Origin of the sequence: Thalassotalea euphylliae (assembly GCF_003390375.1) — a bacterium.
Classification (GTDB): Bacteria; Pseudomonadota; Gammaproteobacteria; order Enterobacterales; family Alteromonadaceae; genus Thalassotalea_F; species Thalassotalea_F euphylliae_A.
In genome coordinates, this window is sequence record NZ_QUOT01000001.1 from 3596005 (window position 1) to 3617597 (window position 21593).

General features: G+C 43.5%; 19 protein-coding genes. 11 read left to right on the forward strand and 8 right to left on the reverse strand.

The window, feature by feature from the left end; translation table 11 throughout:
- Positions 1–43 precede the first annotated feature (43 nt).
- Positions 44–766: a TcpQ domain-containing protein gene (locus DXX94_RS15710; RefSeq protein WP_116017348.1), complete on the reverse strand. Its 723-nt coding sequence runs from the start codon at positions 764–766 to the stop codon at positions 44–46.
- 97 nt (positions 767–863) lie between these two features.
- On the reverse strand, positions 864–1808 hold the full coding sequence (gene lpxL, locus DXX94_RS15715) for an LpxL/LpxP family Kdo(2)-lipid IV(A) lauroyl/palmitoleoyl acyltransferase (RefSeq protein ID WP_116017350.1): 945 nt from the start codon (positions 1806–1808) through the stop codon (positions 864–866).
- A 47-nt stretch (positions 1809–1855) separates the two neighbouring features.
- Here lpxL and hldE point away from each other — a divergent pair, with 47 nt between their 5' ends.
- On the forward strand, positions 1856–3283 hold the full coding sequence (gene hldE / locus DXX94_RS15720; protein ID WP_116017352.1) for a bifunctional D-glycero-beta-D-manno-heptose-7-phosphate kinase/D-glycero-beta-D-manno-heptose 1-phosphate adenylyltransferase HldE: 1428 nt from the start codon (positions 1856–1858) through the stop codon (positions 3281–3283).
- An 88-nt stretch (positions 3284–3371) separates the two neighbouring features.
- Here hldE and tolC read toward each other — a convergent pair whose 3' ends face one another.
- On the reverse strand, positions 3372–4748 hold the full coding sequence (gene tolC, locus DXX94_RS15725; RefSeq protein WP_116001137.1) for an outer membrane channel protein TolC: 1377 nt from the start codon (positions 4746–4748) through the stop codon (positions 3372–3374).
- A 154-nt stretch (positions 4749–4902) separates the two neighbouring features.
- Between tolC and DXX94_RS15730 the strand changes: the two genes are divergently transcribed.
- The 5 genes from DXX94_RS15730 to parE all read left to right on the forward strand — a co-directional run bounded on the left by DXX94_RS15730 (position 4903) and on the right by parE (position 9495).
- Positions 4903–5550, forward strand: coding sequence for an NUDIX domain-containing protein (locus DXX94_RS15730; protein WP_220348121.1), 648 nt, complete (start codon positions 4903–4905; stop codon positions 5548–5550).
- Entirely contained in the window at positions 5537–6004 is a 468-nt protein-coding gene (locus DXX94_RS15735) for a DUF1249 domain-containing protein (RefSeq protein WP_116001136.1), read from the forward strand. Before DXX94_RS15730 ends, DXX94_RS15735 begins: the two co-directional genes overlap by 14 nt.
- Positions 6005–6062: 58 nt before the next feature.
- Complete coding sequence (locus tag DXX94_RS15740; protein WP_116017354.1) at positions 6063–6914, forward strand: metallophosphoesterase; 852 nt, start codon at positions 6063–6065, stop codon at positions 6912–6914.
- An 82-nt stretch (positions 6915–6996) separates the two neighbouring features.
- Positions 6997–7578: a YqiA/YcfP family alpha/beta fold hydrolase gene (locus tag DXX94_RS15745; protein WP_116017356.1), complete on the forward strand. Its 582-nt coding sequence runs from the start codon at positions 6997–6999 to the stop codon at positions 7576–7578.
- Between the two features lie 30 nt (positions 7579–7608).
- A complete protein-coding gene (parE, locus tag DXX94_RS15750; protein ID WP_116017358.1) occupies positions 7609–9495 on the forward strand; it encodes a DNA topoisomerase IV subunit B in 1887 nt (628 codons plus the stop codon).
- A gap of 161 nt (positions 9496–9656) precedes the next feature.
- On the opposite strand, the gene DXX94_RS15755 is transcribed toward parE, so the two are convergent.
- The 5 genes from DXX94_RS15755 to DXX94_RS15775 form a co-directional block, all read right to left on the reverse strand.
- Entirely contained in the window at positions 9657–10373 is a 717-nt protein-coding gene (locus DXX94_RS15755) for a ZIP family metal transporter (RefSeq protein WP_116017360.1), read from the reverse strand.
- Between the two features lie 235 nt (positions 10374–10608).
- The gene (locus tag DXX94_RS15760; RefSeq protein ID WP_116017362.1) at positions 10609–11016 is read right to left on the reverse strand and encodes a phosphate ABC transporter substrate-binding protein; all 408 of its coding nucleotides are present in this window, start codon (positions 11014–11016) and stop codon (positions 10609–10611) included.
- Between the two features lie 9 nt (positions 11017–11025).
- Entirely contained in the window at positions 11026–12219 is a 1194-nt protein-coding gene (locus DXX94_RS15765) for a porin (protein WP_116017364.1), read from the reverse strand.
- A gap of 244 nt (positions 12220–12463) precedes the next feature.
- Complete coding sequence (locus DXX94_RS15770) at positions 12464–13651, reverse strand: porin (protein WP_116017365.1); 1188 nt, start codon at positions 13649–13651, stop codon at positions 12464–12466.
- Between the two features lie 77 nt (positions 13652–13728).
- Positions 13729–15348: a methyl-accepting chemotaxis protein gene (locus DXX94_RS15775; protein ID WP_116017366.1), complete on the reverse strand. Its 1620-nt coding sequence runs from the start codon at positions 15346–15348 to the stop codon at positions 13729–13731.
- A gap of 548 nt (positions 15349–15896) precedes the next feature.
- Here DXX94_RS15775 and acs point away from each other — a divergent pair.
- From acs to ribBA, 5 genes are all read left to right on the forward strand, one after another.
- Positions 15897–17840 (forward strand): acetate--CoA ligase, encoded by a 1944-nt coding sequence (gene acs / locus DXX94_RS15780; protein WP_116017367.1) that lies wholly within the window; start codon positions 15897–15899, stop codon positions 17838–17840.
- A 163-nt stretch (positions 17841–18003) separates the two neighbouring features.
- Positions 18004–18459, forward strand: a complete 456-nt coding sequence (gene nrdR, locus DXX94_RS15785; RefSeq protein WP_116001126.1) for a transcriptional regulator NrdR — start codon at positions 18004–18006, stop codon at positions 18457–18459.
- Between the two features lie 76 nt (positions 18460–18535).
- Positions 18536–19660 carry a bifunctional diaminohydroxyphosphoribosylaminopyrimidine deaminase/5-amino-6-(5-phosphoribosylamino)uracil reductase RibD gene (gene ribD, locus DXX94_RS15790; RefSeq protein ID WP_181901575.1) on the forward strand — a complete coding sequence of 375 codons (1125 nt, stop codon included), beginning with the start codon at positions 18536–18538 and terminating at the stop codon, positions 19658–19660.
- A gap of 62 nt (positions 19661–19722) precedes the next feature.
- Positions 19723–20379 (forward strand): riboflavin synthase, encoded by a 657-nt coding sequence (locus DXX94_RS15795; RefSeq protein WP_116001124.1) that lies wholly within the window; start codon positions 19723–19725, stop codon positions 20377–20379.
- Between the two features lie 24 nt (positions 20380–20403).
- Positions 20404–21513, forward strand: coding sequence for a bifunctional 3,4-dihydroxy-2-butanone-4-phosphate synthase/GTP cyclohydrolase II (gene ribBA / locus DXX94_RS15800; RefSeq protein WP_116001123.1), 1110 nt, complete (start codon positions 20404–20406; stop codon positions 21511–21513).
- Positions 21514–21593: the final 80 nt, after the last annotated feature.

The window sequence follows — 21593 nt, forward strand, 5'->3', positions numbered from 1 at the left end:
ACCTACTGACTTACACATTATCGACAGTGGCAGTAACTCATCTCTAATAGTAGCTACGGGAGTTGCTGACATTACCCGTTGAACTGAGTAGTCGGCATTTTTTAGCAAGGTAGTCTTGTGGGCCTGTTTGGAACACAATCGTACGCTGTTGGTAGCAAAAGTATACGTCTACGCCTTCAGGAAAGTGGCCGCTAATCGCATTACCTACTTGGTAAGCGGTCGCCAAAATTTCTTTGTTGATGCGAAATGGATCTTTGATGACTAAATCTCGGTTTAATCGCCACATGACTTCTAGGCCATCTTGTTCTGCATACTCAACCAGCTTTTGAAAAAGTGTTGAACCAGTTCTAAAGGGACGTGACTCTGTTGAGCCTTGCCAATCTTTTTTTAATGGCCGAGTGATAACGGTTTTGGCTTCTAAAATTTTTTCTAAATCGCCGCGTGGTTCAGGAAGGTACACCACATTATTTCTAATTTTCGGTCCACTGCCTTTCTCGTCAGGACCTTGGATGCTGGCGTAGAAGCGTGATAAGCCTTCTGCGGCTTTGTTTTTTGAGTTGGTTAATGGCTTTTTCGCGTGCTGTGGTGGCTCAGTCACCTGTGATGCTTCAGCGGGTGCTGCTGCCTCAGCTGGTTTTACCTGCTCAGGTTCGGATTCCGCAAAGCTATCACCAAGCGAGGCGATAAGCTCGTGGTTAGCCAATAAATAGTAGGCTAAGCCAGAAAGCACAATGGCAAAAAGCCCATTACGGATCCAAAAATTCATTGATTATTCATTCATATATCAAGTGCAACTCAATATAACCATACTGAAAAATCAAAATTTATACAATTTTCTCTAAAAATGAGCAGGTTGACTACTATTAATAGAGCGGTGGCGAATTTTCGTCTGGCCTTGTTTTAAAGCGGCGGTGTAGCCACATATATTGCTCGGGTTTACGGCTAATGGCTTGCTCTAATTCTTGATTGACACGCGTGACATCTGCAACGTCATCTTGGGTTGGAAAGTCTTTCAGCGCTGGCGTAATTTCAATGGTATAGCCTGAGCCGTCGTCGTTTCTTGTCGGGATAACCATATGCGTTTGAACATTTGGTTGGCGGGCAAAAATTAATGTACCTGTCGTTGTTGCAGCGTCAGGCACACTGAAAAATGGTACAAACAAGCTGCGGTTTTTGCCGTAGTCTTGATCTGGCAAGTAAACACAAGTTTCGCCTTCGTGAAGCGCGCCAATTAAGCCTTTAATATCACGCTTACTTAGCATGTATTTGTTTGAGCGGCCACGACCACGGTATTGAAAATACTCCATTAAAGCGTTGTTGTGAGCGCGATAAAATACCACCATCGGGTGAGTGTAGCCTACGCCTCGGCAGCAAATTTCAACGCTGAGATAATGCATCGCTAGCAGTAATACGCCATGACCTTCTTGTTGAGCCTTTTCTAAGTGTTCAAGGCCTACAACCTTGACTTTGCGTTTTGCTCGCCAATCTGGCCACCACCAGCCCATGCCTGTTTCAAGCAGGGCAATCCCTGTATTTTCAAAGTTCTTTTTAAGGACTTGTTGACGTTCTTCTTCTGGCATGTCAGGAAAACATAATGCCAAATTGCGCTGGGCAACATGTTTGCGTTTGCCGCCAATTTTATAGAGTAAACGGCCAAGTTGCTTGCCCAGTGCGAGCTGCAATTTATAAGGTAGCCAAGAAATAGCGAACATCACCAATACGCCAATCCATGTGAGCCAATATTTAGGTAGGAAAAAAGACAGTTTAAAGTTCGGCTGTAATATTTTATTTTTGCTCACGGGATACATTCTAGGCATGATAAACTATTGGCATTATACATATTTTGGAAGTCAGGATGAAAGTAGATATTCCTTCCTTTGCCAAAGCGCGCGTGCTAGTTGCAGGCGATATTATGCTAGATAGATACTGGCAAGGTTCAACCCAGCGTATTTCTCCGGAAGCTCCCGTTCCTGTGGTTAAAATTAATCAACATGAAGACCGTCCGGGCGGTGCTGCTAACGTAGCGTTAAACATCGCTTCGCTAGGGGGCTCAGTGACGTTAGCGGGGATTACCGGACAAGATGAAGCCTCGCAGACGCTAAATACTCATTTATCTGCTGTGAATGTTGACTGTGCTTTTGCCGAGCAAAGCTCAGCGCCAACGATTACTAAGCTACGTGTGGTAAGCCGTAGTCAACAGCTTATCCGATTAGACTTTGAAGAATCGATGGCAGCACTTGATAAACAAGCACTTCATGAACTAATTGACGCTAAGCTGGCGGATCACGATGTATTACTGCTGTCTGATTATGACAAAGGCACCTTGTCTGACGTGCAACAGCTTATTCAGCTCGCTAAGAATAAGAATATTCCCGTATTAGTCGATCCAAAAGGCAGCGATTTTAATAAATATCGCGGCGCCACTATGTTAACGCCTAACATGTCTGAATTTGAGGCGATTGTTGGCGTTTGCGACAGTGAGCGCGCCATCGTTGATAAAGGCCAGCAGTTGCTTGCTGACTTGGAATTAGATGCGCTGCTTATTACTCGCAGTGAGCAAGGGATGACACTGCTTCGCAAAGACTGTGAAGAGTTTCACTTACCTGCGCTTGCCCGTGAAGTATATGATGTGACGGGTGCTGGTGACACGGTTATTGCCACGTTAGCACTTGCAGTTGCGAGCCAAGCGCACTTGACCCAAGCATCAGCATTAGCGAATTTAGCAGCGGGTATTGTAGTTGGTAAGTTAGGCACATCAACCGTGAGCGAAGCTGAGTTACTTGCCGCAACACATAGTGGTCAAGAAAGTGGCTACGGTGTCGTAACTGAAGAGCAATTGGCGATCGCAGTAAAGGCAGCGAAGGCGCGTGGTGAAAAAATCATTATGACCAATGGCTGCTTTGATATTTTGCATGCCGGTCATGTGTCATATCTCGGCAATGCAAAAGAGCTTGGTACCCGATTGATTGTTGCGGTTAATAGCGATGCCTCAGTAACAGCATTAAAAGGTGTTGGCCGACCTGTTAACCCAAGTGATCGCCGTATGGCGGTTCTCGCTGGGTTAGGCGCGGTAGACTGGGTGGTTGAGTTTGGGGAAGATACTCCTCAACGTTTAATTGCCAATATTTTGCCAGATGTCTTAGTTAAAGGCGGCGATTACAAAGTTGAAGACATTGCAGGCGGCAAAGAAGTTATTGCTAATGGCGGTGAAGTTAAAGTACTTAACTTTGAGCAAGGCATTTCAACCACAGAGATAATCAACACCATTAGGTTAGAAGATTAATAATCGCAGAACTCGTAACCGCCGAGCTCAAGATACGAAAAAGGCAGCCTAGGCTGCCTTTTTACTATTTGTCATCAAGTAGAGCGCTTTATTTTGCTGCTTCTGCAGCTAAACCGGCGTTAATATCTTTCAAATCTTTGCCTGTTAATGTGCCTGCGGCACGTTTTAACGCAAGAATTGAGTTGATGTATAGGTAGCGCGTGCTTGATAAGTTACGCTTAGCATCGTACAGATTACGCGTGCTGTTTAGCACATCAACAATAGTACGCGTACCCACTTCAAAGCCCGCTTCTGTTGCTTCTAGTGCTTTTTCTGCACTTAATACTGATTGTTCAAGTGCCTTGATAGCCGATACACCTGCAATTACTGTGTTGTATGCGTTGCGTGTGTTGCGAACGGTATCGCGGTATGCAAATTGTAAATCTTGGCTAGCGGCAACATAGTTGTGCTGTGCTTGGCGAACAGCACTAGATGTTGCACCACCTGAGTAAATTGGCACAGTTAACGTGATGCCAATCGACTTGGTATCTAAATCAGGATCTTCAATTTCTGGAATATTCGGCAAGCGGAATGTGTCTTCTGAATTTGAGTATCGACCTGATAAATCTAGTGTTGGGTAGTGACCAGAACGGGCGATATTGATATTTTCTTTGGCAATATCAACAGATACTTTCTGCGAGATAATATCTAAGCTTTTCGCTTCTGCCGTTTGTTGCCACTCGTTTGCACTGTCTGGCATTGGGCGAGAGGCAGAAAAACGATCTGTATTTAGCACGAAAATATCGCGCGGGTACACGTTCGTTAATACACGAATCGCTTCTTCCGCATTGTAAATATCGTTCTGAGCTCGAATTACCTGAGTTACAGAATCGTCAAATTGCGCTTGTGCTTCGTGCACATCAGTAATCGCGGTTAAGCCGACAGAAAAGCGCTGCTTGGTTTGTTCAAGTTGACGCTCAATAGCGACTTTTTGCGCTTCAGCAAACTCTAGAGTGTCCTTTGCGCTTAGTAAATTAAAGTAGGCTTCACTTACGCGGATAATCAAATCTTGTTGTGCGATTTGATAAGCAAGGTCTGCTTGGTGTGCTGATTTTTCGGCATTATCTAAACGCAACCAAGTATCGTGATGATAAAGTTGCATGCTAAGGCTGGCACCGTACGAAATATTGTCATTCTCAGCGGTGTATACTGCGCCCGCTGGAATACCAAAACCGTTATTTTGACGAGCAATATTGTCTACATCGGTTTCTGTATATGAGCCAGTTGCACTGATCTGTGGTAGCAATACCGCACGAGCTTGTTCAATGCCTTCTTTTGATGCTTCAAATTGCGCAGCGGCTTTTAGTAGCACAGGGTCATTAGTTAGTGCCTGTTGGTAGACTTGCATTAGGTCATCAGCAAATGCTGATGTCGCGCTCATCGCAAGTGACATCCCTACAACCAGGGAAGTTAGTGTTTTTTTCATGGGCAAGCAATTCCTTAGTGTGCGATTTACTCTTATTCTTGTAAGCCGGATATGGTACTAGGCTTAAATAACTAACTGAAACAAATAAGTGTTTACCAGTGTTATGCTTATGTAACAAAATATTATTAAACAGTGGAATGATAGGATATTTCGCGTGAAAGTTAAAAACAAAATTCATCAATACGATAGATGCGATGTGAACTTGCACGAGCAGCGATGCCGTTATCAAGGCTTTTTTCGCATTGATGAATACGTAGTGAGTCATCAACTGTTTAATGGTGGTGAAAGCAAAGTGTTGTCTCGTGAAATTTTTGAACGAGGTGATGCCGTTGCGGTGATACCTTTTGATCCCCAAAACAATTCAATAGTTGTTGTTGAACAGTTCCGAGCGGGTGTGCTGCGTTCAGCAGAAAACCCGTGGTTGATTGAATTTATTGCGGGCATGTTCGGCCAAGACGAAGCGCCAGAGCAAGTTGCGGTGCGCGAAGCAAAAGAAGAAGCGAACCTTAATCTATCGCCAGAGCAACTTATCCACCTCACCAGCTATTTTTCATCGCCAGGCGGTACTTCAGAGCAAATTCATTTATTTGCTGCGCCAATAAATAGTGAAAATCTCGGCGGCGTTTATGGGCTAGATGACGAAGGCGAAGATATAAAAGTGCACGTCTTAACGCTTACCGATGCGCTCGCCTTGGTAAATGATGGTACAATTAACAATGCGATGACCATCATTGGTATACAGTGGCTGGCATTAAACGCGCAACAGCTTGTTAACCACTGGAATATCAATGACCTCAACTAATGCATCAGCAAAACCTGCTTATCGCCCTAACTTGCCCAGTTTGATGGAGCTATGTGCTGTCAACTATATGCTGGCGTTAAAGTTACTGGCAAATAAGGAAGAAGTGGGCGAGGTCAGAGAGTTTTTTATCGCCGATAAGCTGCACTATGCTATTACGGTTAAAGAGGTTACCAAGTACACGTCACTGATCACGGTTGAGCAAGTTCAACAGTTTGATTTTTCTGGCCTAGATAATTTACTCGCTCCTAAGATGATGATCCGCTTGTATCACGATGCACAAGCGGCAGAGGTCATCAGTAGCCAAGCCATCCGCAACATTAAGCCTAAGTATCATTACCCGAATGATTTGATGTTACTGCCAGATGAAAAACTGCAAGTTAATGCGTTTCTAAAAGAATGGTTGCAAGTTTGTTTAATGCACGGTCGCTCCGCGGTAAGCAATACTGCGCAATAGCACCTTATTTATTAGTTTTTATTTTGCTTTAACTTTGCTTTAACGTTGCTTTAATACCATGACCAACCACCTTGACTCTGCGCCTTGTTTTACGATTGCTCAGTTTAGCGACAGCCATTTGTTTGCTGATAAGCAAGCAATGCATCATGGCGCAGATGTTTATCAAAACCTTGCCAAGGTTTGTCAGCAACTTGCCAGTAACAAAGCGATTGATATTGTGGTGTTCACCGGTGATTTAACACAAGATCATTCGGTTGAATCATATCATCGCTTTAAGGCACTTGTTGAAACCCTGCTATGCGATAAAACCGTCTACTTTCTTGCCGGTAATCATGACGATATTGACGTGTTAAATGATGTGCTGACGGGGAAGCCATTTAACCAAGCAAAGTCATTTTTGCAGGGTAACTGGCGCTTTCATTTACTTAATTCGAAATCTGCTACGCCTGCGGGCTATGTTAGCATTGAGCAACTGAGTGAACTTGTTTCTGATGCGCTAAACTCAAGCGCGAACAATAGCAACGCAGAAAATAGCGTGAGCGATGACAGTAGCCTAAAAATTGTTAAAGCAGATATTGAGCTGTTTCAGTTTTGTTTTATGCATCATCACCCCGTTGATCTGGGTTACTTTATTGATCGCCATGGGTTAACGAACCATAGTGAATTTTGGCAATGTATGAACAACTGGCGTTCACTCAAAGGTATTGCCTGCGGTCACGTGCACCGTGCTTTTGAGATTCCAGCGCAATCAGGACAAAGAAATGTACCGGTTTATACCTGCCCTGCAACGTCAATTAAGTTTGCTCGCGATACAGAACAGCTTATCGCAGAGAGTTTACAACCCGGGTATCGTTTGTTTGATTTCTTCGCCAATGGTGAGATTAAAACACAGGTTGTTTATTTAACTTAGGCCTGTTTAGCTCAAAGTTTATTTAGCTTAAGGTTGTCCATCTAACTTGAGGTTATTAAGTACATTATGATGAGTCTTTATTATGTCTAAAGCGGTTTTATATATTCACGGTTTTAATTCTTCGCCACAATCAAAGAAAGCGGAGCTCACTCGTGACTATTTGGCAAAAAATTGCCCAGAAGTAGAGTTTCACTGCCCACTAATAATGAATTCACCTAATGCTGCGATTGCGCAGTTAGAAGAAATCATCAATAGCAAAACTGATGTCAACTGGCACTTTATCGGTTCTTCGCTGGGAGGTTATTTCTCAACTTATTTAGCACAAAAGTATCAATGTAAAGCGGTTCTGGTTAACCCTGCAATTACACCTTATTTGTTACTTAGCGATTATATTGGTTGGCAAACCAACCCGTATACGCAAGAGCGCTATGAAGTAAAGTCAGCACATATGGCCGAACTTAAGCAGCTTGAACAGCAAAAAATCACAGAAAACTTGTATCAAGTCATGGTACAAACAGGGGATGAAGTGTTAGATTACCAACTTGCCGTGAACAAATTCTCCAATAGCCAATTAATTGTGCAGCAAGGTGGTGATCACAGCTTTATTAATTTCGCTGATATGTTACCAGCAATCACTGATTTCCTAGATTTAGTAAACGCCTAACTAAAATAATAACGACGATTAGAAAACCCGATGAGTGAACAATACAATTCCGAATCCATTGAAGTTTTAAGTGGCCTAGAGCCCGTACGCCGCCGTCCTGGCATGTATACCGACACTGACCGACCGAACCATTTAGGGCAAGAGGTTATTGATAACTCGGTGGATGAAGCCTTAGCGGGATTTGCCCAAAATATCACGGTTATTTTAGATAAAGATCAGTCGTTAGAAGTGATTGATGATGGCCGAGGTATGCCAACGGATATTCACCCTGAAGAAGGCGTTTCAGGGGTGGAGCTGATCTTTTGTAAACTGCATGCAGGCGGTAAATTCTCTAATAAAAATTATCAGTTCTCTGGTGGTTTGCACGGGGTAGGTATTTCTGTCGTTAACGCGCTTTCTACACGCGTTGAAGTGACGGTAAGACGTGACAGTAAAGTGTTTGAGATGGCGTTTGAGCACGGTGAAAAAGTACAAGAGTTGACGGAAACTGGCACAGTAGGTCGCAGAAATACTGGCTCTCGTGTTAAGTTCTGGCCAGATGCTAGTTATTTTGATTCGGCTAAATTCTCAACCACTAAGCTAAAACGTTTACTTAAAGCAAAGGCGGTTTTATGCCCCGGCTTAACCATCAAATTTCACGACAAAAACGAAGGCGAAAAGCACGTTTGGTGTTATGAAGATGGCCTAAGTGACTATATTAAAGAAAGTGTTGGTGACAGTATTAGCCTGCCAGAAGAGCCATTTATTGGTAGCTTTAGTGCACAACATGAAGCGGCAGACTGGGCAGTTACTTGGTTACCAGAAGGTGGTGAAACGGTTTCTGAAAGTTATGTAAACCTGATCCCAACCATTCAAGGTGGTACACATGTTAATGGTTTACGCCAAGGCCTGTTGGAATCGATGCGTGAGTTTTGTGAGTTTCGTAACTTGATCCCAAGAGGGGTGAAGCTAACGCCTGATGATATTTGGGATAAATGTAGTTTTATCTTGTCAGTAAAAATGCAAGATCCGCAATTTGCCGGTCAAACCAAAGAGCGTTTGTCATCGCGACAATGCGCCGCTTTTGTCACTGGTGTGGTTAAAGATGCGTTTAGTTTGTGGCTCAATGAACATACCGAAATTGCTGAAGCGCTTGCTGAATTTTGTATTTCTAACGCTCAACGTCGCTTAAAGGCGAGCAAAAAAGTTGTCCGTAAAAAGGTCACCCAAGGCCCTGCTCTGCCGGGTAAATTGACCGATTGCGGTAGCCAAGACCCAGAAAAAACCGAGCTGTTTTTAGTGGAAGGTGACTCGGCGGGCGGGAGTGCAAAACAGGCTCGCGATCGCGAGTTCCAAGCGGTGATGCCACTGCGCGGTAAAATCCTTAATACTTGGGAAGTGGAATCAGGCCAAATTCTTGCTTCGCAAGAGGTTCATGATATTTCCGTTGCGCTGGGTATTGATCCAGATAGCGAAGATTTATCGGCACTGCGTTACGGTAAAGTTTGTATTCTTGCGGATGCGGACTCAGACGGACTACATATCGCGACATTATTGTGTGCGCTCTTTACGCAACACTTCTTACCACTAGTTCGTGCAGGCCATGTCTATGTGGCGATGCCGCCTTTATACCGTATAGATATCGGCAAAGAGGTATATTACGCACTGGATGAAAGCGAGAAAGAAGGGGTATTAGACCGTATTGAAGCGGAAAAGAAACGCGGTAAAGTCAATGTGCAGCGCTTTAAAGGGTTAGGTGAAATGAACCCTATGCAGCTGCGTGAAACGACCATGGATCCAAATACGCGTCGTTTAGTTCAGCTTACTGTAGATGAACACGATGAAACCATGGAAACCATGGATATGCTACTTTCGAAAAAACGTTCAGGGGATCGCAAAGATTGGTTGCAGAGTAAAGGTGATATGGTTCAGCTTTAGTTTTAATGTTGAACTAATTTCAATAAGCAACTAAAAAGCCCGTAATCTTATAATTACGGGCTTTTTGGTTTGCGTGGCTCTTTTATTCAATTGTTTAGTTGTTTTGTTTTGTTTAGTTTAATTTAGCTGTTTTACCTCTCTAATAAAGGCTAGAGACGCGGTTAATGGCCTAGTAGTTGTTGACCATAAAGTGTTAAACAAAAGCCTAGTACTGCACCTAGTGGCGGTGCCCAATGTTTTTCTAAGCGTGATTGTGGGGCAATATCTTGGAAGATTAAATACAAGATACCGCCCGCCGCAAATAGCATCATTATGCCCAGCAAACTTTGGTAGCTTGAGAGCCAATAAAAGCCAGCTAAACCTGCTGCAGGGCCAACAAAAACAAGAATGAACATGTAGCTAAAAATTGTTTTGTTCTTTACTTTATTGGCTTTTAGTTCTTTATAACTATTAAAGCCTTCCGGCAAATTTTGTAAGCCTATTAACACAGCCAGCAGCAACGCGGTTGGTGATTGCGTAGCAACCAAGCCGCCTAATGCGATGGCTTCCGGAATATAGTCTAGAATCATGCCCATTAGCTGAGGATTTTCCCGCCGCTTTAATCCTAGATAACGCTCTAGTAAGAAAAAGTATATACCGCCAGCCAAAATAATAACTACGTTCAGTGAGTCAGGCTCAATATAGTTGCTGCCTTCAGGAATTAGTACAAGTGTTGTCGCCCCTAATAAAATACCGCCACCAAATGCGATAACCAAATGGCGAAACTCTTGTTCAAGCCATTGGTTTTGAATATTTTCGTGACTGGCGAAAAAGGCGCCGAGTGGAATACATAAGCCCGCTAAGGTCGTGAGAAGAATTATGATCAGTGTGTCACTCATAAATCACCAGATAACAATAAGATAAAGTGGTTATTCTGCGTTAATAGTACAAATCAGAATGGAAAAAGTCTTATGGAAAAGTGTTATCACTTGCACCTTGTTTTATGGAAAGTGAATAGGATAAATAAAGCCGAATACTGAAGCTTTTCAGTATTCGGCAGTAGAGTAGCGCTATAAGTGTTTTTTAGCTTATTTAGAGCTCGCTAATGGTTAGTTAGATATGACTAATGTTTAGTTAGAATTGTCCAACCGATTTAACACTGTCGTTGACAGCCCCGTCACTGACATAGCCAATTAAGTTTGGATTTTTGCTGATCAGATCGACTATCTCAGCTTCAGAATCAACACTTCTTGGGGCCTGGCCTTTACCTGTGAAGACCAACTTTGACCAGTAAGCTTTGAATTGGCTTTCTGACTTTCCGACAACGGCTTTGAGAAAATCTCCTCTGAGTTGACCAGATTTAAGATCAATAGGAATTGCTTCATCGCCATTAGGAAACTTCTTAGTTTTTCCTAAGAATATTTTTTTGACCGCCTTTTTATCAAGTGCATCGGCATTGGAAGGGTGCACAATAACAGTGACTGCTTGGCTGCTAAAGGCCGCGAAACACGAAGACAACAATAATAATTTTAATTTATTCATAATGAGCTCCTAGAAAACAACATCAATGCCAGCGGACATGATAGAGTAATCACCTATATCTAGGCGAGTATGATCTCCACTAATATAATCGACTTTGAATGCTGCATTGGGATGAAAATCATATCGCAGTGTAATGCCAACCGCATCAAATTCGGGTTGCCCTAACACCTCAATAAAAGTTTGCCCCGTAGCCAATAAAATTGGCGATTGCACTCCAGATAGTCCCTCACTGTAGTCAATTTCCTGTGTTTGTTCTTCTGCGTGAACAGTAATAACAAATTCGTTGAAGCGATAGCCAAGCGCGACGTACCAACCCTCGTTTGTCGAGTCAGAGGACTCGTCTACACCGTAACTAACATATTCCGCATCAAGCAATATATTATTGTAGTCGATACCAAAACCTGAAAACCAATAAAGGCCATCTTTCTCGTGCCAGCCCAAACCGTTAATAAAGTTATTAACATCATTGGCGGTTGCTCCTTGAGCAAGGGCTAAATCGATACCAGGTTGAACGCTTGCCAACACTACGGTTTGGTCAAACTGCTCTGCTTGAATTTCGGCGCCGAAAATACCGGCAAACACCTTCCACCAATCGCTAGATAAGGTGAGGTTAAGTGAAATAATTTGGTCGAATGCCAGTGGCACCTCTCCACCAACAGCAGACAAAAATAGAGCGCCGTCCCAATTCCCAAATGATAATTTGGTATCTAAGGTATAATCACCATCGGCAAGTGAAAACTGGCTGTTTAGTGAAATACCTTCCATCGTGGAAAACTCAAAGTCGGAATAAACCGCCGTTGGCAGTCGCGAAAAGTTATGTGCATAACCAACTTTTTCATATTCGGATTGGTGGAAGATTGGGTTGGCGAGTTTACCTATGTGTACTTGATGTATATCGTTAATTTGATAGCTAAGATATGCCCACCTTGCTTCGACATCAAAATCATCTCGACCTTCGGCAAAAAGTTGAATTGTTGCTGACAGGCCTTCGCCTAGCTCCCCTCTGGCTTGCAAGGCAAACAATGACTCTCCTTTAAAGGTGACCTCGCCTTCATCAAGGTAAGTTAAGGGGGGAGCACCCTCGTCAGAATCCGAATAGCTGGCTCGAACTGAGCCAAAACCGTTGAATTCTATTTGAGCTAATGCGTGGGGAGAACACATTAAAGCGGCAATGACTGCCGTCAAATATCGTTTTTTCATCATAAATTGCCCTTTTCGGTACTAATAATGATTTGCCCAGTTGTCGAGTCACTTTATTCGTGATTCTTATCCTTAATTTTTATCGACTTTGTTTTGTTTTGCGCTTTCACCCTTATTTGCGTGAGTAGAACTTTTAAGTCTTCACTTGCAATTACCAACAGCGTTGCTCACATAGGTAAATTCTTAGTTGCTCATTCATTGCTCTTATAGTCATTGAGTTTAAGGCTTGGCACTCATGCTTTATCACTTAAAAAATAAAATCAATGCCCGCAGAAACGATTGAATAGTCGCCGATATCGGTACGAGTATTTTCACCTTTTAGGTAATCAATTTTGAATGCGGCACTCGGATGAAAATCGTAACGCAGCGTAATACCAGAGGCATCAAACTCGGTAAAAGCTAATGAGCTGATGACCCGTTGACCGCTAGCTAAGAGCACGGGTGATTGCACATTGTTAAGGATGCTAAAGTCTCTGTCTTGGGTTTGCTCTTCTGTGTGTATGGTCACCACAAATTCATTGATTCGATAACCAAGCGCGACATACCAAGCGTCGTTTTCTGCATCTGAAGAGTCGTCAATAACATAGTTGACGTATTCAGCGTCCAATAAAATATTGTTGTAGTCGATGCCAAATCCAGCGAACCAATACATGGCATCTTTTTCATCCCATGTGATCGCATCAGTATAAGTCGTAACATCGGCCTGAGTAGCCCCCTGTGCCAAGGCTAAATCAATGCTGCCCTGAACAGCGGGTAAAATGCTTTGCTGATCTACCTGTTCACCATCTATTTCGGTGATAAATGTGCCGGCAAAAAGCTTCCACCAATCACTAGATAGCGTTAGGTTGAGCGAGAACAGGTTATCAAAGCCAAGTGGCACATTATTGCGAATGGAAGCGATAAAAACCTCACCGTCCCAGCTGCCATAAGACAGCTTGGTTTCTAGCGTTAAATCGCTATCTCCCAAACTAAATTGACTGCCGAGTGATATGCCTTCCATAGTCGCAAATTCGAAATCCACGTAGACGGCAGTCGGTAATCTTGAAAAATTATGCGCATAGCCAACTTTTTCATATTCTGATTGATGAAATATGGGGTTGGCGAGTTTTCCTACATGCAACTGATGAGTATCGTTGAGTTGATAACTAAGGTAGGCCCACCTTGCCTCAACATCAAAATCATCGCGACCTTCTGCAAATAGTTGAACCGTCGCCGATAAACCTTCACCTAATTCGCTTCTTGCTTGCAGTGCAAATAGAGACTCCCCTTTAAATGTGACTTCGCCTTCTTCGAGATATCTAAAGGGATCAGCCCCAAAATCAGAGTCTGAATAACTTGCTCTAACAGAGCCAAAGCCATTAAAGTCGATCTGAGCAAGTGCCTGAGAAAAGGGCGACGTTGCTATGATTGCCATGGTCAAATATCGTGCTTTCATATTTACTAACCTTTTTAGGTACTGGTTTTTCGGGATAAGGCCCTACTCGAGCATAATCTGCGCAGTCTAAATTCCAATTAGACCTTAAAGCCTTTGGCTATAATTTCTAAGTTGTGTGCTAAGCCTGCTAGTTCGCTACTCACTGACGCTAGTTCTTGAGAAGCGCTGTGAGTTTGATTAGTGCTTTGGCTGATATCGTCTACATGCGAGACGATTTGGCCTGCAGCTTGTGATTGCGAATCGGTGGCGTGAGCTATATTGGTGGTCATTTCACTGATTTGCGAAACTGATGTTGTAATCTCAGCAAGCGAAGTTCCCGCCATGGTTACTTGTTCAACACTGCTTTCCGCCAACGACCGACCATTGCTCATTGCACCTACGGCTTTACGGGCAGCTTGCTGTAGCTTTTCAATGGTGGTTTGAATCTCAACCGTCGAGTCTTGTGTCCTAGAGGCCAGTGTTCTCACCTCGTCAGCAACAACGGCGAAACCACGTCCTTGCTCGCCCGCTCGCGCCGCTTCAATTGCTGCGTTTAGCGCTAATAAATTAGTTTGTTCGGCAATACCTCTGATCACGTCAAGCACAACGCCTACTTGATTAGCGTCACTGTCTAGGTGGTCAATTACTTCCGAGGAATCTTCAACGGTTTTCGCCAGTTGGTGAATTGTTTCAACCGTCTTGGCAACAACATCCGCGCCTTCAGTAGAAATTGTACGAGTTTGTGTTGCTGTATCGGCAGCTAAAGCGGCACTATCAGCAACGCTTTTGACACTGTGATTTAAATCATCAACAGCGGCTTTAGTGTTGTGTGCACCATCTTGTTGGAGTTGAGTAATGGTATTGGTTTGTTCCGCGTTAGCACTAACAGAGTTTGCCATTTGTGAAAGCGGTAAGGCGATATCGACGACTTGTTTGATGGTGTTTTGGAGCTTTTCAATGAACATATTAAAACGATTAACAAGTTCACCGATTTCATCGCTACTTTTTGAATTTAGGCGAACCGTTAGGTCTCCTTCACCCTCTGCGATGTCTTGCAAAGAATTAACCACGCTCGATAATGACGATCTAATGCCTGAAATTATCGGTATAGCGGTGCCAAATAGCAGAATAATAGTAATAATGCCGACAATAAACCCAATATTAACTAAGGTTTCTGCAGAGTTATTAGCATCGGTAATCGCCTGCTCAAATTCTTGCACTCGTGTTTTATTAAAGTTTTCAAGCCCACCTTTAGCCTGTTCAAAGGCGGCGTTCATGGCTTTCCCCATTTCTGGCAGCTTCTCAAAATCTATGGTGTCATTAATCATGCCACTGCTTAGCGTCCTAGCCTGTTGGTAATAGCTATTAAAGTCGTTTAAAAGGCTTTGTTGGTCAGATACAAATTGCTGATCAGTTGCACCTATTTGGGTGATGGAATCGATAATTTTTTCTGATAACTCGTCTGCTGACGCAATACCATCTTCATCGCCTGTGGTTACCGCAGCATTGAGGATTTCCGATAGTCGCACGATATCAACGGCAGCGGCTTCCGATAGTTGGACGACAGGAAACTGAACGTCTTTAACCCGTGAAAGCTGTTCAACGTTGTTAGTGGCATTAAAAATGGAGAGGGCGAGGTAAATGGTAAAACTGATCGTGCCTATTACTGGTATCAAATAAATTTTTTGAGCAATAGAAAGTCGATAAAGAAAATTCATACTTTGTCCTCTAATTTTAGCTATCTAAACTGTAGAACATAAATTTCAATTTTGAGAAGTTTTGGTGCTAAAAGTAGCGTTCCGATTCGCAGATATATCCTGTTGACTTTTCCTACTTTTTTACACTTTAAATGCGGCAGTGGTACTGTTGGGAAAAATTCTAAAACTAGAAATCTGCAACAAACCTTTTAGTTAGACAAATAGTTGAACAAAAACTTCATAAAATTAGCTGGTGCCACTTGCTAAGTTAGTAGTCGAAATAGCATTTCAATGAATAGCGGAAGAGCTTGCTATTCGGCAAGCATCAATAGGTGTATTGCTGTATAAGTGCAGGCAGAGGTGTAGGTGTAGTGCTATTGATAATTTGATGATAGTTTATACAAAGCGATTAAGGATGACGCCAAAACATTCGAATAAAGCACAAGAATAAATATAAAGATAAATGAAAAAGTAGCGCAGACGTTTTTATCCAACTATCAAAAAGTAATAAAAACAAACGATTACAACAAGCTATAACAATAATATATTAAAACAATAAGAGTCAGGATATGAAGGAACTATTGAGCCGTTATCCGGTATCACCACAGGCAACACAAAATACACATATTAACGCTGATAAATATCAGCAAATGTATCAACAATCGATTGAACAACCAGACGTGTTTTGGGCTGAACAAGCAGAGCAATTTATTGATTGGTATAAACCTTGGAAGCAAGTCTCTGAGGTTAATTATCAAACCGCAGACATCAGTTGGTTTAAAGGTGGGCAACTCAATGTTAGCTATAACTGTATCGACCGCCATTTAGCGAGCAAAGCAAATCAAACGGCCATTATTTTTGAAGGCGATGAGCCAACAGATGACTTTCGAGTTAGCTATCAAGAGTTGCACGATAACGTCTGTCGTTTGGCTAATTTGTTAAAAACTCGCGGTGTTAGCAAAGGCGATAGAGTTTGTATTTACATGCCGATGATCCCCGAAGTGGGCTATGCCATGCTCGCTTGTGCACGTATTGGTGCGGTGCACTCAGTGGTGTTTGGCGGTTTTTCTACCGAATCGATAAAAGCACGTGTACTAGATGCTGACTGTCAGGTGGTGATCACTGCTGATGAAGGCGTTCGTGGCGGTAAAAAAATACCGCTGAAAGCAAATGTTGATGCAGCGCTGGTTGATTGCCCCGATGTCCACTCGGTGATCATGGTCGAACGTACTGGCGTTGAAGTTAACTGGCAAGATCAGCGAGATGTCAACTATCAGGAAGTGATTAATCACTACGAGCCAATGTGTGAGCCGGAAATGATGGACGCTGAAGACCCTTTATTTATTCTTTACACCTCAGGGTCAACCGGTAAACCTAAAGGCGTACTGCATACTTGTGGCGGTTATATTTTGTATGCCGCGATGACGCATAAATATGTGTTTGATTACCAAGAAGGTGAGATTTATTGGTGTACTGCAGATGCCGGCTGGATAACGGGTCATTCGTATATTTTCTATGGCCCACTGGCCAATGGTGCAACGACCTTAGTGTTTGAAGGTGTACCGACTTATCCAGATGCAGGGCGATGCTGGCAGGTGTGTGAGAAACATCAGGTCAATATTTTCTATACCGCACCAACGGCAATACGTGCATTAATGGGGCTAGGTGATGAGCTGGTTGAAAAGCATGATCGCTCAAGTATTCGCTTGTTAGGGACGGTTGGCGAGCCAATTAACCCTGAGGCTTGGCACTGGTATTATGAAGTGGTTGGTCAAAGCTGCTGTTCAATCGTTGATACTTGGTGGCAAACTGAGACTGGCGGCATTTTAATTACCTCACTACCTGGGGCTGTCGATATGAAACCAGGTGCGGCGGGCAAACCATTTTTTGGTGTAAAACCAGCGATTGTCAGCAAAGAAGGCGACGTTCTTGAGGGTGAAGCACGTGGTCGCTTAGTGATGACAGGTAGCTGGCCTGGACAAATGCGCACTGTATATGGTGATCATCAGCGCTTTTTTGATACCTACTTTAGCCAATACACAGGCTACTATTTTACTGGCGATGGTGCCAAGCGTGATGCCGATGGTTTTTATTGGATCACCGGCCGTATTGACGATGTGCTTAATGTCTCCGGTCACCGATTAGGCACAGCGGAAATCGAAAGTGCATTGGTCTTGCACCCTAAAGTGGCTGAAGCAGCAGTGGTTGGCTATCCGCATGAAATCAAAGGCCAGGGCATATACTGCTATGTCACCTTGATGTCGGGAGTTGATTGTCAGCAATCCCTTACCGAAGAATTGCAAGCCTTGGTCGCAGACGAGCTAGGTCGCTTTGCTAAGCCTGACTACATTCAATTCGCGCCGGGTTTACCAAAAACACGATCGGGTAAAATCATGCGCCGTATCTTGCGTAAAATAGCAGAAAATGAATTGGAGAATCTTGGAGATACTTCAACCTTAGCTGACCCAAGCGTTGTTAAAGATCTTATCGACAATCGCATCGTTCACGGTTAGCTGTCTTAGTTAGTTAAAACACACCGAGTGCTGCTAGTTTGCTGTTTTCGGTGTGTTATATCATTTACTCGCCTAATTGCGATAAAAGGCATCATAAAGCTTTCGCTTAACTGTTTGTTTTCGATTAAAATGCTCGACAATTTATAACCTATCGAGCGACTTCATGTATTGTCCTTTTTGCTCTGCAACTGATACTAAGGTGATCGATTCACGACTTGTGGCTGATGGTCACCAAATCAGACGTCGTCGTGAATGTAGCGAGTGTCATGAGCGTTTTACCACTTTTGAAACTGCCGAATTGGTGATGCCGCGCATTATTAAACGCGATGGCTCAAGAGAGCCGTTTAACGAAGACAAAATGCGCAGTGGTTTGCAACGTGCACTGGAAAAGCGACCTGTTAGCATCGAAAAAATTGAGCTGTCGGTGAATAAGGTTAAATCGCAATTACGTGCAACTGGCGAGCGCGAGCTAGACTCAGAAATGCTAGGCAATTTAATTATGGAGCAGCTTAAAGAACTCGACAAAGTTGCTTATATTCGCTTTGCCTCTGTATATCGTTCATTTGAAGATATCAAAGAGTTCGGTGAAGAGATTGCTCGTCTGGGCGATGAGAAGTAACAAAACACCAAGCAGGATATCTAAGTCTTTTTTTGGTGTATTTTAAAGTTTAAGTTAGGTTTGATTGAGAACAACGTTGACACAATTTAGCAACCAAGATCATCAATATATGGCACTAGCCATAAAGCTGGCAAAACAAGGGCATTACACCACTTCACCTAACCCTCGTGTTGGTTGTGTCATTGTTAAAAGCGGTCAAATTATTGGCCAAGGTGCGCATCTAAAAGCTGGTACGCCACATGCTGAAGTTCATGCATTGCGTGAAGCAGGTGAGCAGGCACGTGGTGCTACAGCGTATGTCACATTGGAACCTTGCTCACATTTTGGTCGCACACCACCTTGTGCACAGGCCTTGATTGATAATGGCTTGGCAAAAGTGATTGCTGCCAACGTTGATCCTAATCCGCAAGTTGCTGGTCGTGGCCTTGATATGCTCGCAGCTGCTGGTATTGAAACAGCCTATGGTTTACTTGCTAATGAAGCTGAGCAGCTCAATCAAGGTTTTCTTAAATTAATGCGCACCCAAATGCCTTATGTTCGCTGTAAACTTGCTGCCAGCTTGGACGGGCAAACGGCTATGGCATCCGGTGAAAGTCAGTGGATTACCTCGCCAGAAGCACGTAAAGACGTACAACGTTTACGCGCGCAAAGCTGTGCTGTGCTGACGGGCGCTGACTCTGTGTTAATGGATGGTGCGAAAATGACCGTGCGACATCAAGAGCTTGGCTCACTTGCCAGCGACTATCCTGCAGAGGTTTTACGTCAGCCAGTGCGAGTAGTGATTGACGGTCAGCAGCGTTTAACACCAGACTTGCCGATGTTCGAATCTCCTCATCCCGTCATTTTACTGCGAACTAAGGTTGAAAATGAGCAAGACTGGCCGCATTTTGTCAGCCAAGTAGCGATAAAAGAACACGATGGAAAAATTGATTTAGCGGCAGCGCTGGCTTATCTAGGCACGCTTGGCTTAAACGATATTTTACTTGAGTCGGGTCAGCGCTTAGCTGGTGCCTTTATCGAACAAAACTTGGTAGATGAATTAATCTTGTATCAAGCGCCCAAATTAATGGGCGTTGATGGCAAAGGCTTATGCGCAATGCCAAGTATTACAAAACTTAAGCAAGCAAAGGCGCTTAATATTCGTGATGTCACTATGGTTGGCACAGATCTTAAAGTTACCGCGCAATTTGCCAATAGTTAAGCTTTGTCCTAGCTAAGCATGGCAAGTCAGGTCGTTAAGCTTATAACGTAAAGAGAAAAGATATGTTTACCGGAATTATTGAAGCTGTGGGCACCATAGCGGCGATTCAAATGAACCAGCAAGGGGCTGCGATTACCGTTAATGTCGGTAAATTAGACATGGCTGATGTCAAATTGGGCGACTCTATCGCCACCAATGGTATATGCCTAACGGTCGTGCACTATAGCGATAGCAGCTTTACCGCAGATGTTTCAAACGAAACCTTAAAACGTACTGGCTTTGCGAATTATCAAGTAGGCCAAAAGGTTAACTTGGAAAAAGCCATGCTACCAACAACGCGCTTTGGTGGTCATATGGTCTCAGGCCATGTTGATGCGGTGGCAGAAGTAACGTCGATTACACAATCAGGTAATAGCTGGGATTATTGGATTACGATGGCGGCGGATATCGCCCCTTATATCGCGGAAAAAGGGTCTATTACCATTGATGGCGTAAGCTTAACGGTTAATAGCCTTGCCAGTGACCAATTCCGCTTAACGATTGTGCCACACACAGCGCAAGAAACTATCATTGCTGACTACCAAGTCGGCACTAAGCTCAATATTGAAGTTGATGTGGTTGCTCGTTATATCGAGCGTTTATTAACAAAATCCCATCAACCAACCACTTCCTCTGGTGTTAGTCATGACTTACTAGCACGCAGTGGCTTTATTAAGTAACGAAAGGCTAAACAAGAGGCAGCTATGCAATTAAATACGCCACAAGAAATTATTGATGACATCAAGCTCGGTAAAATGGTGATCTTGATGGATGATGAAGATCGCGAAAATGAGGGTGACTTCATTATGGCTGCCGAGTTGGTAACGCCAGAAGCGATTAACTTTATGGCTACCCACGGTCGTGGTTTGATTTGTTTACCTATGTCGGCTGAGCGTTGTCAAAAGCTTAAGTTACCTTTGATGGTAGAAAAGAATGACGCACAGTTTACCACTAACTTTACCGTATCAATTGAAGCTGCTGAGGGTGTCACAACCGGTATTTCAGCAGCGGATCGCGCAACCACGATTTTAGCGGCGGTGGCAAAAGATGCAGATCAAAACTCAATTGTGCAGCCGGGCCATATTTTTCCGTTGATTGCCAAAGACGGTGGCGTGTTAAACCGTGCTGGTCATACCGAAGCGGGTGTTGATTTAGCGCGCTTAGCGGGTTTAGAGCCAGCAGCAGTGATTGTTGAAATTTTGAATGAAGACGGCACCATGGCGCGTCGTCCTGATTTAGAAAAAATTGCTGAAAAGCACGGTATCAAAATGGGCACTATTGCCGATTTAATTGAATACCGCAATGCCAATGAAACTACGATTGAGCGTATTTCGCAGTGTAAGCTGCCAACCGCTTTTGGTGATTTTGATTTAACGGTCTTTAAAGACACCATTGACGGCCAAACACACTTCGCACTGACCAAAGGCGAAATCAAAGCTGAAGAGCCTACCCTAGTGCGTGTGCACTTGGAAAACACGTTCCGCGATCTATTATTTAGCCAGCGCGATAGCATCAATAAGTGGCCTATTGGCAAAGCGTTAGAGCGCATTGCTGAAGAAGGTGGCGTATTGGTGTTACTGGGTAAGCACGAGTCACCGCAAAGCTTAATTGAGCAAGTTGAAAAATACGCCAAGCTTGATGCTGGCGAGACAATCAAAGAAGTGAAGCGCCACATTGGTTCGCGTAACGTTGGTGTCGGTTCGCAAATTTTAGCTAACTTAGGTGTTAGCAAGATGCGTTTATTGAGCTCACAAACTAAATATCACTCACTATCAGGCTTTGGTCTAGAAGTGGTTGAGTATCTTGCAGAGTAAATTAGATAAGACTTATACCAATTGAATTAATTAATTTAGGAATTCAGAGCGCTGTCAGCGTTGGGAGAACAAGCCAAATT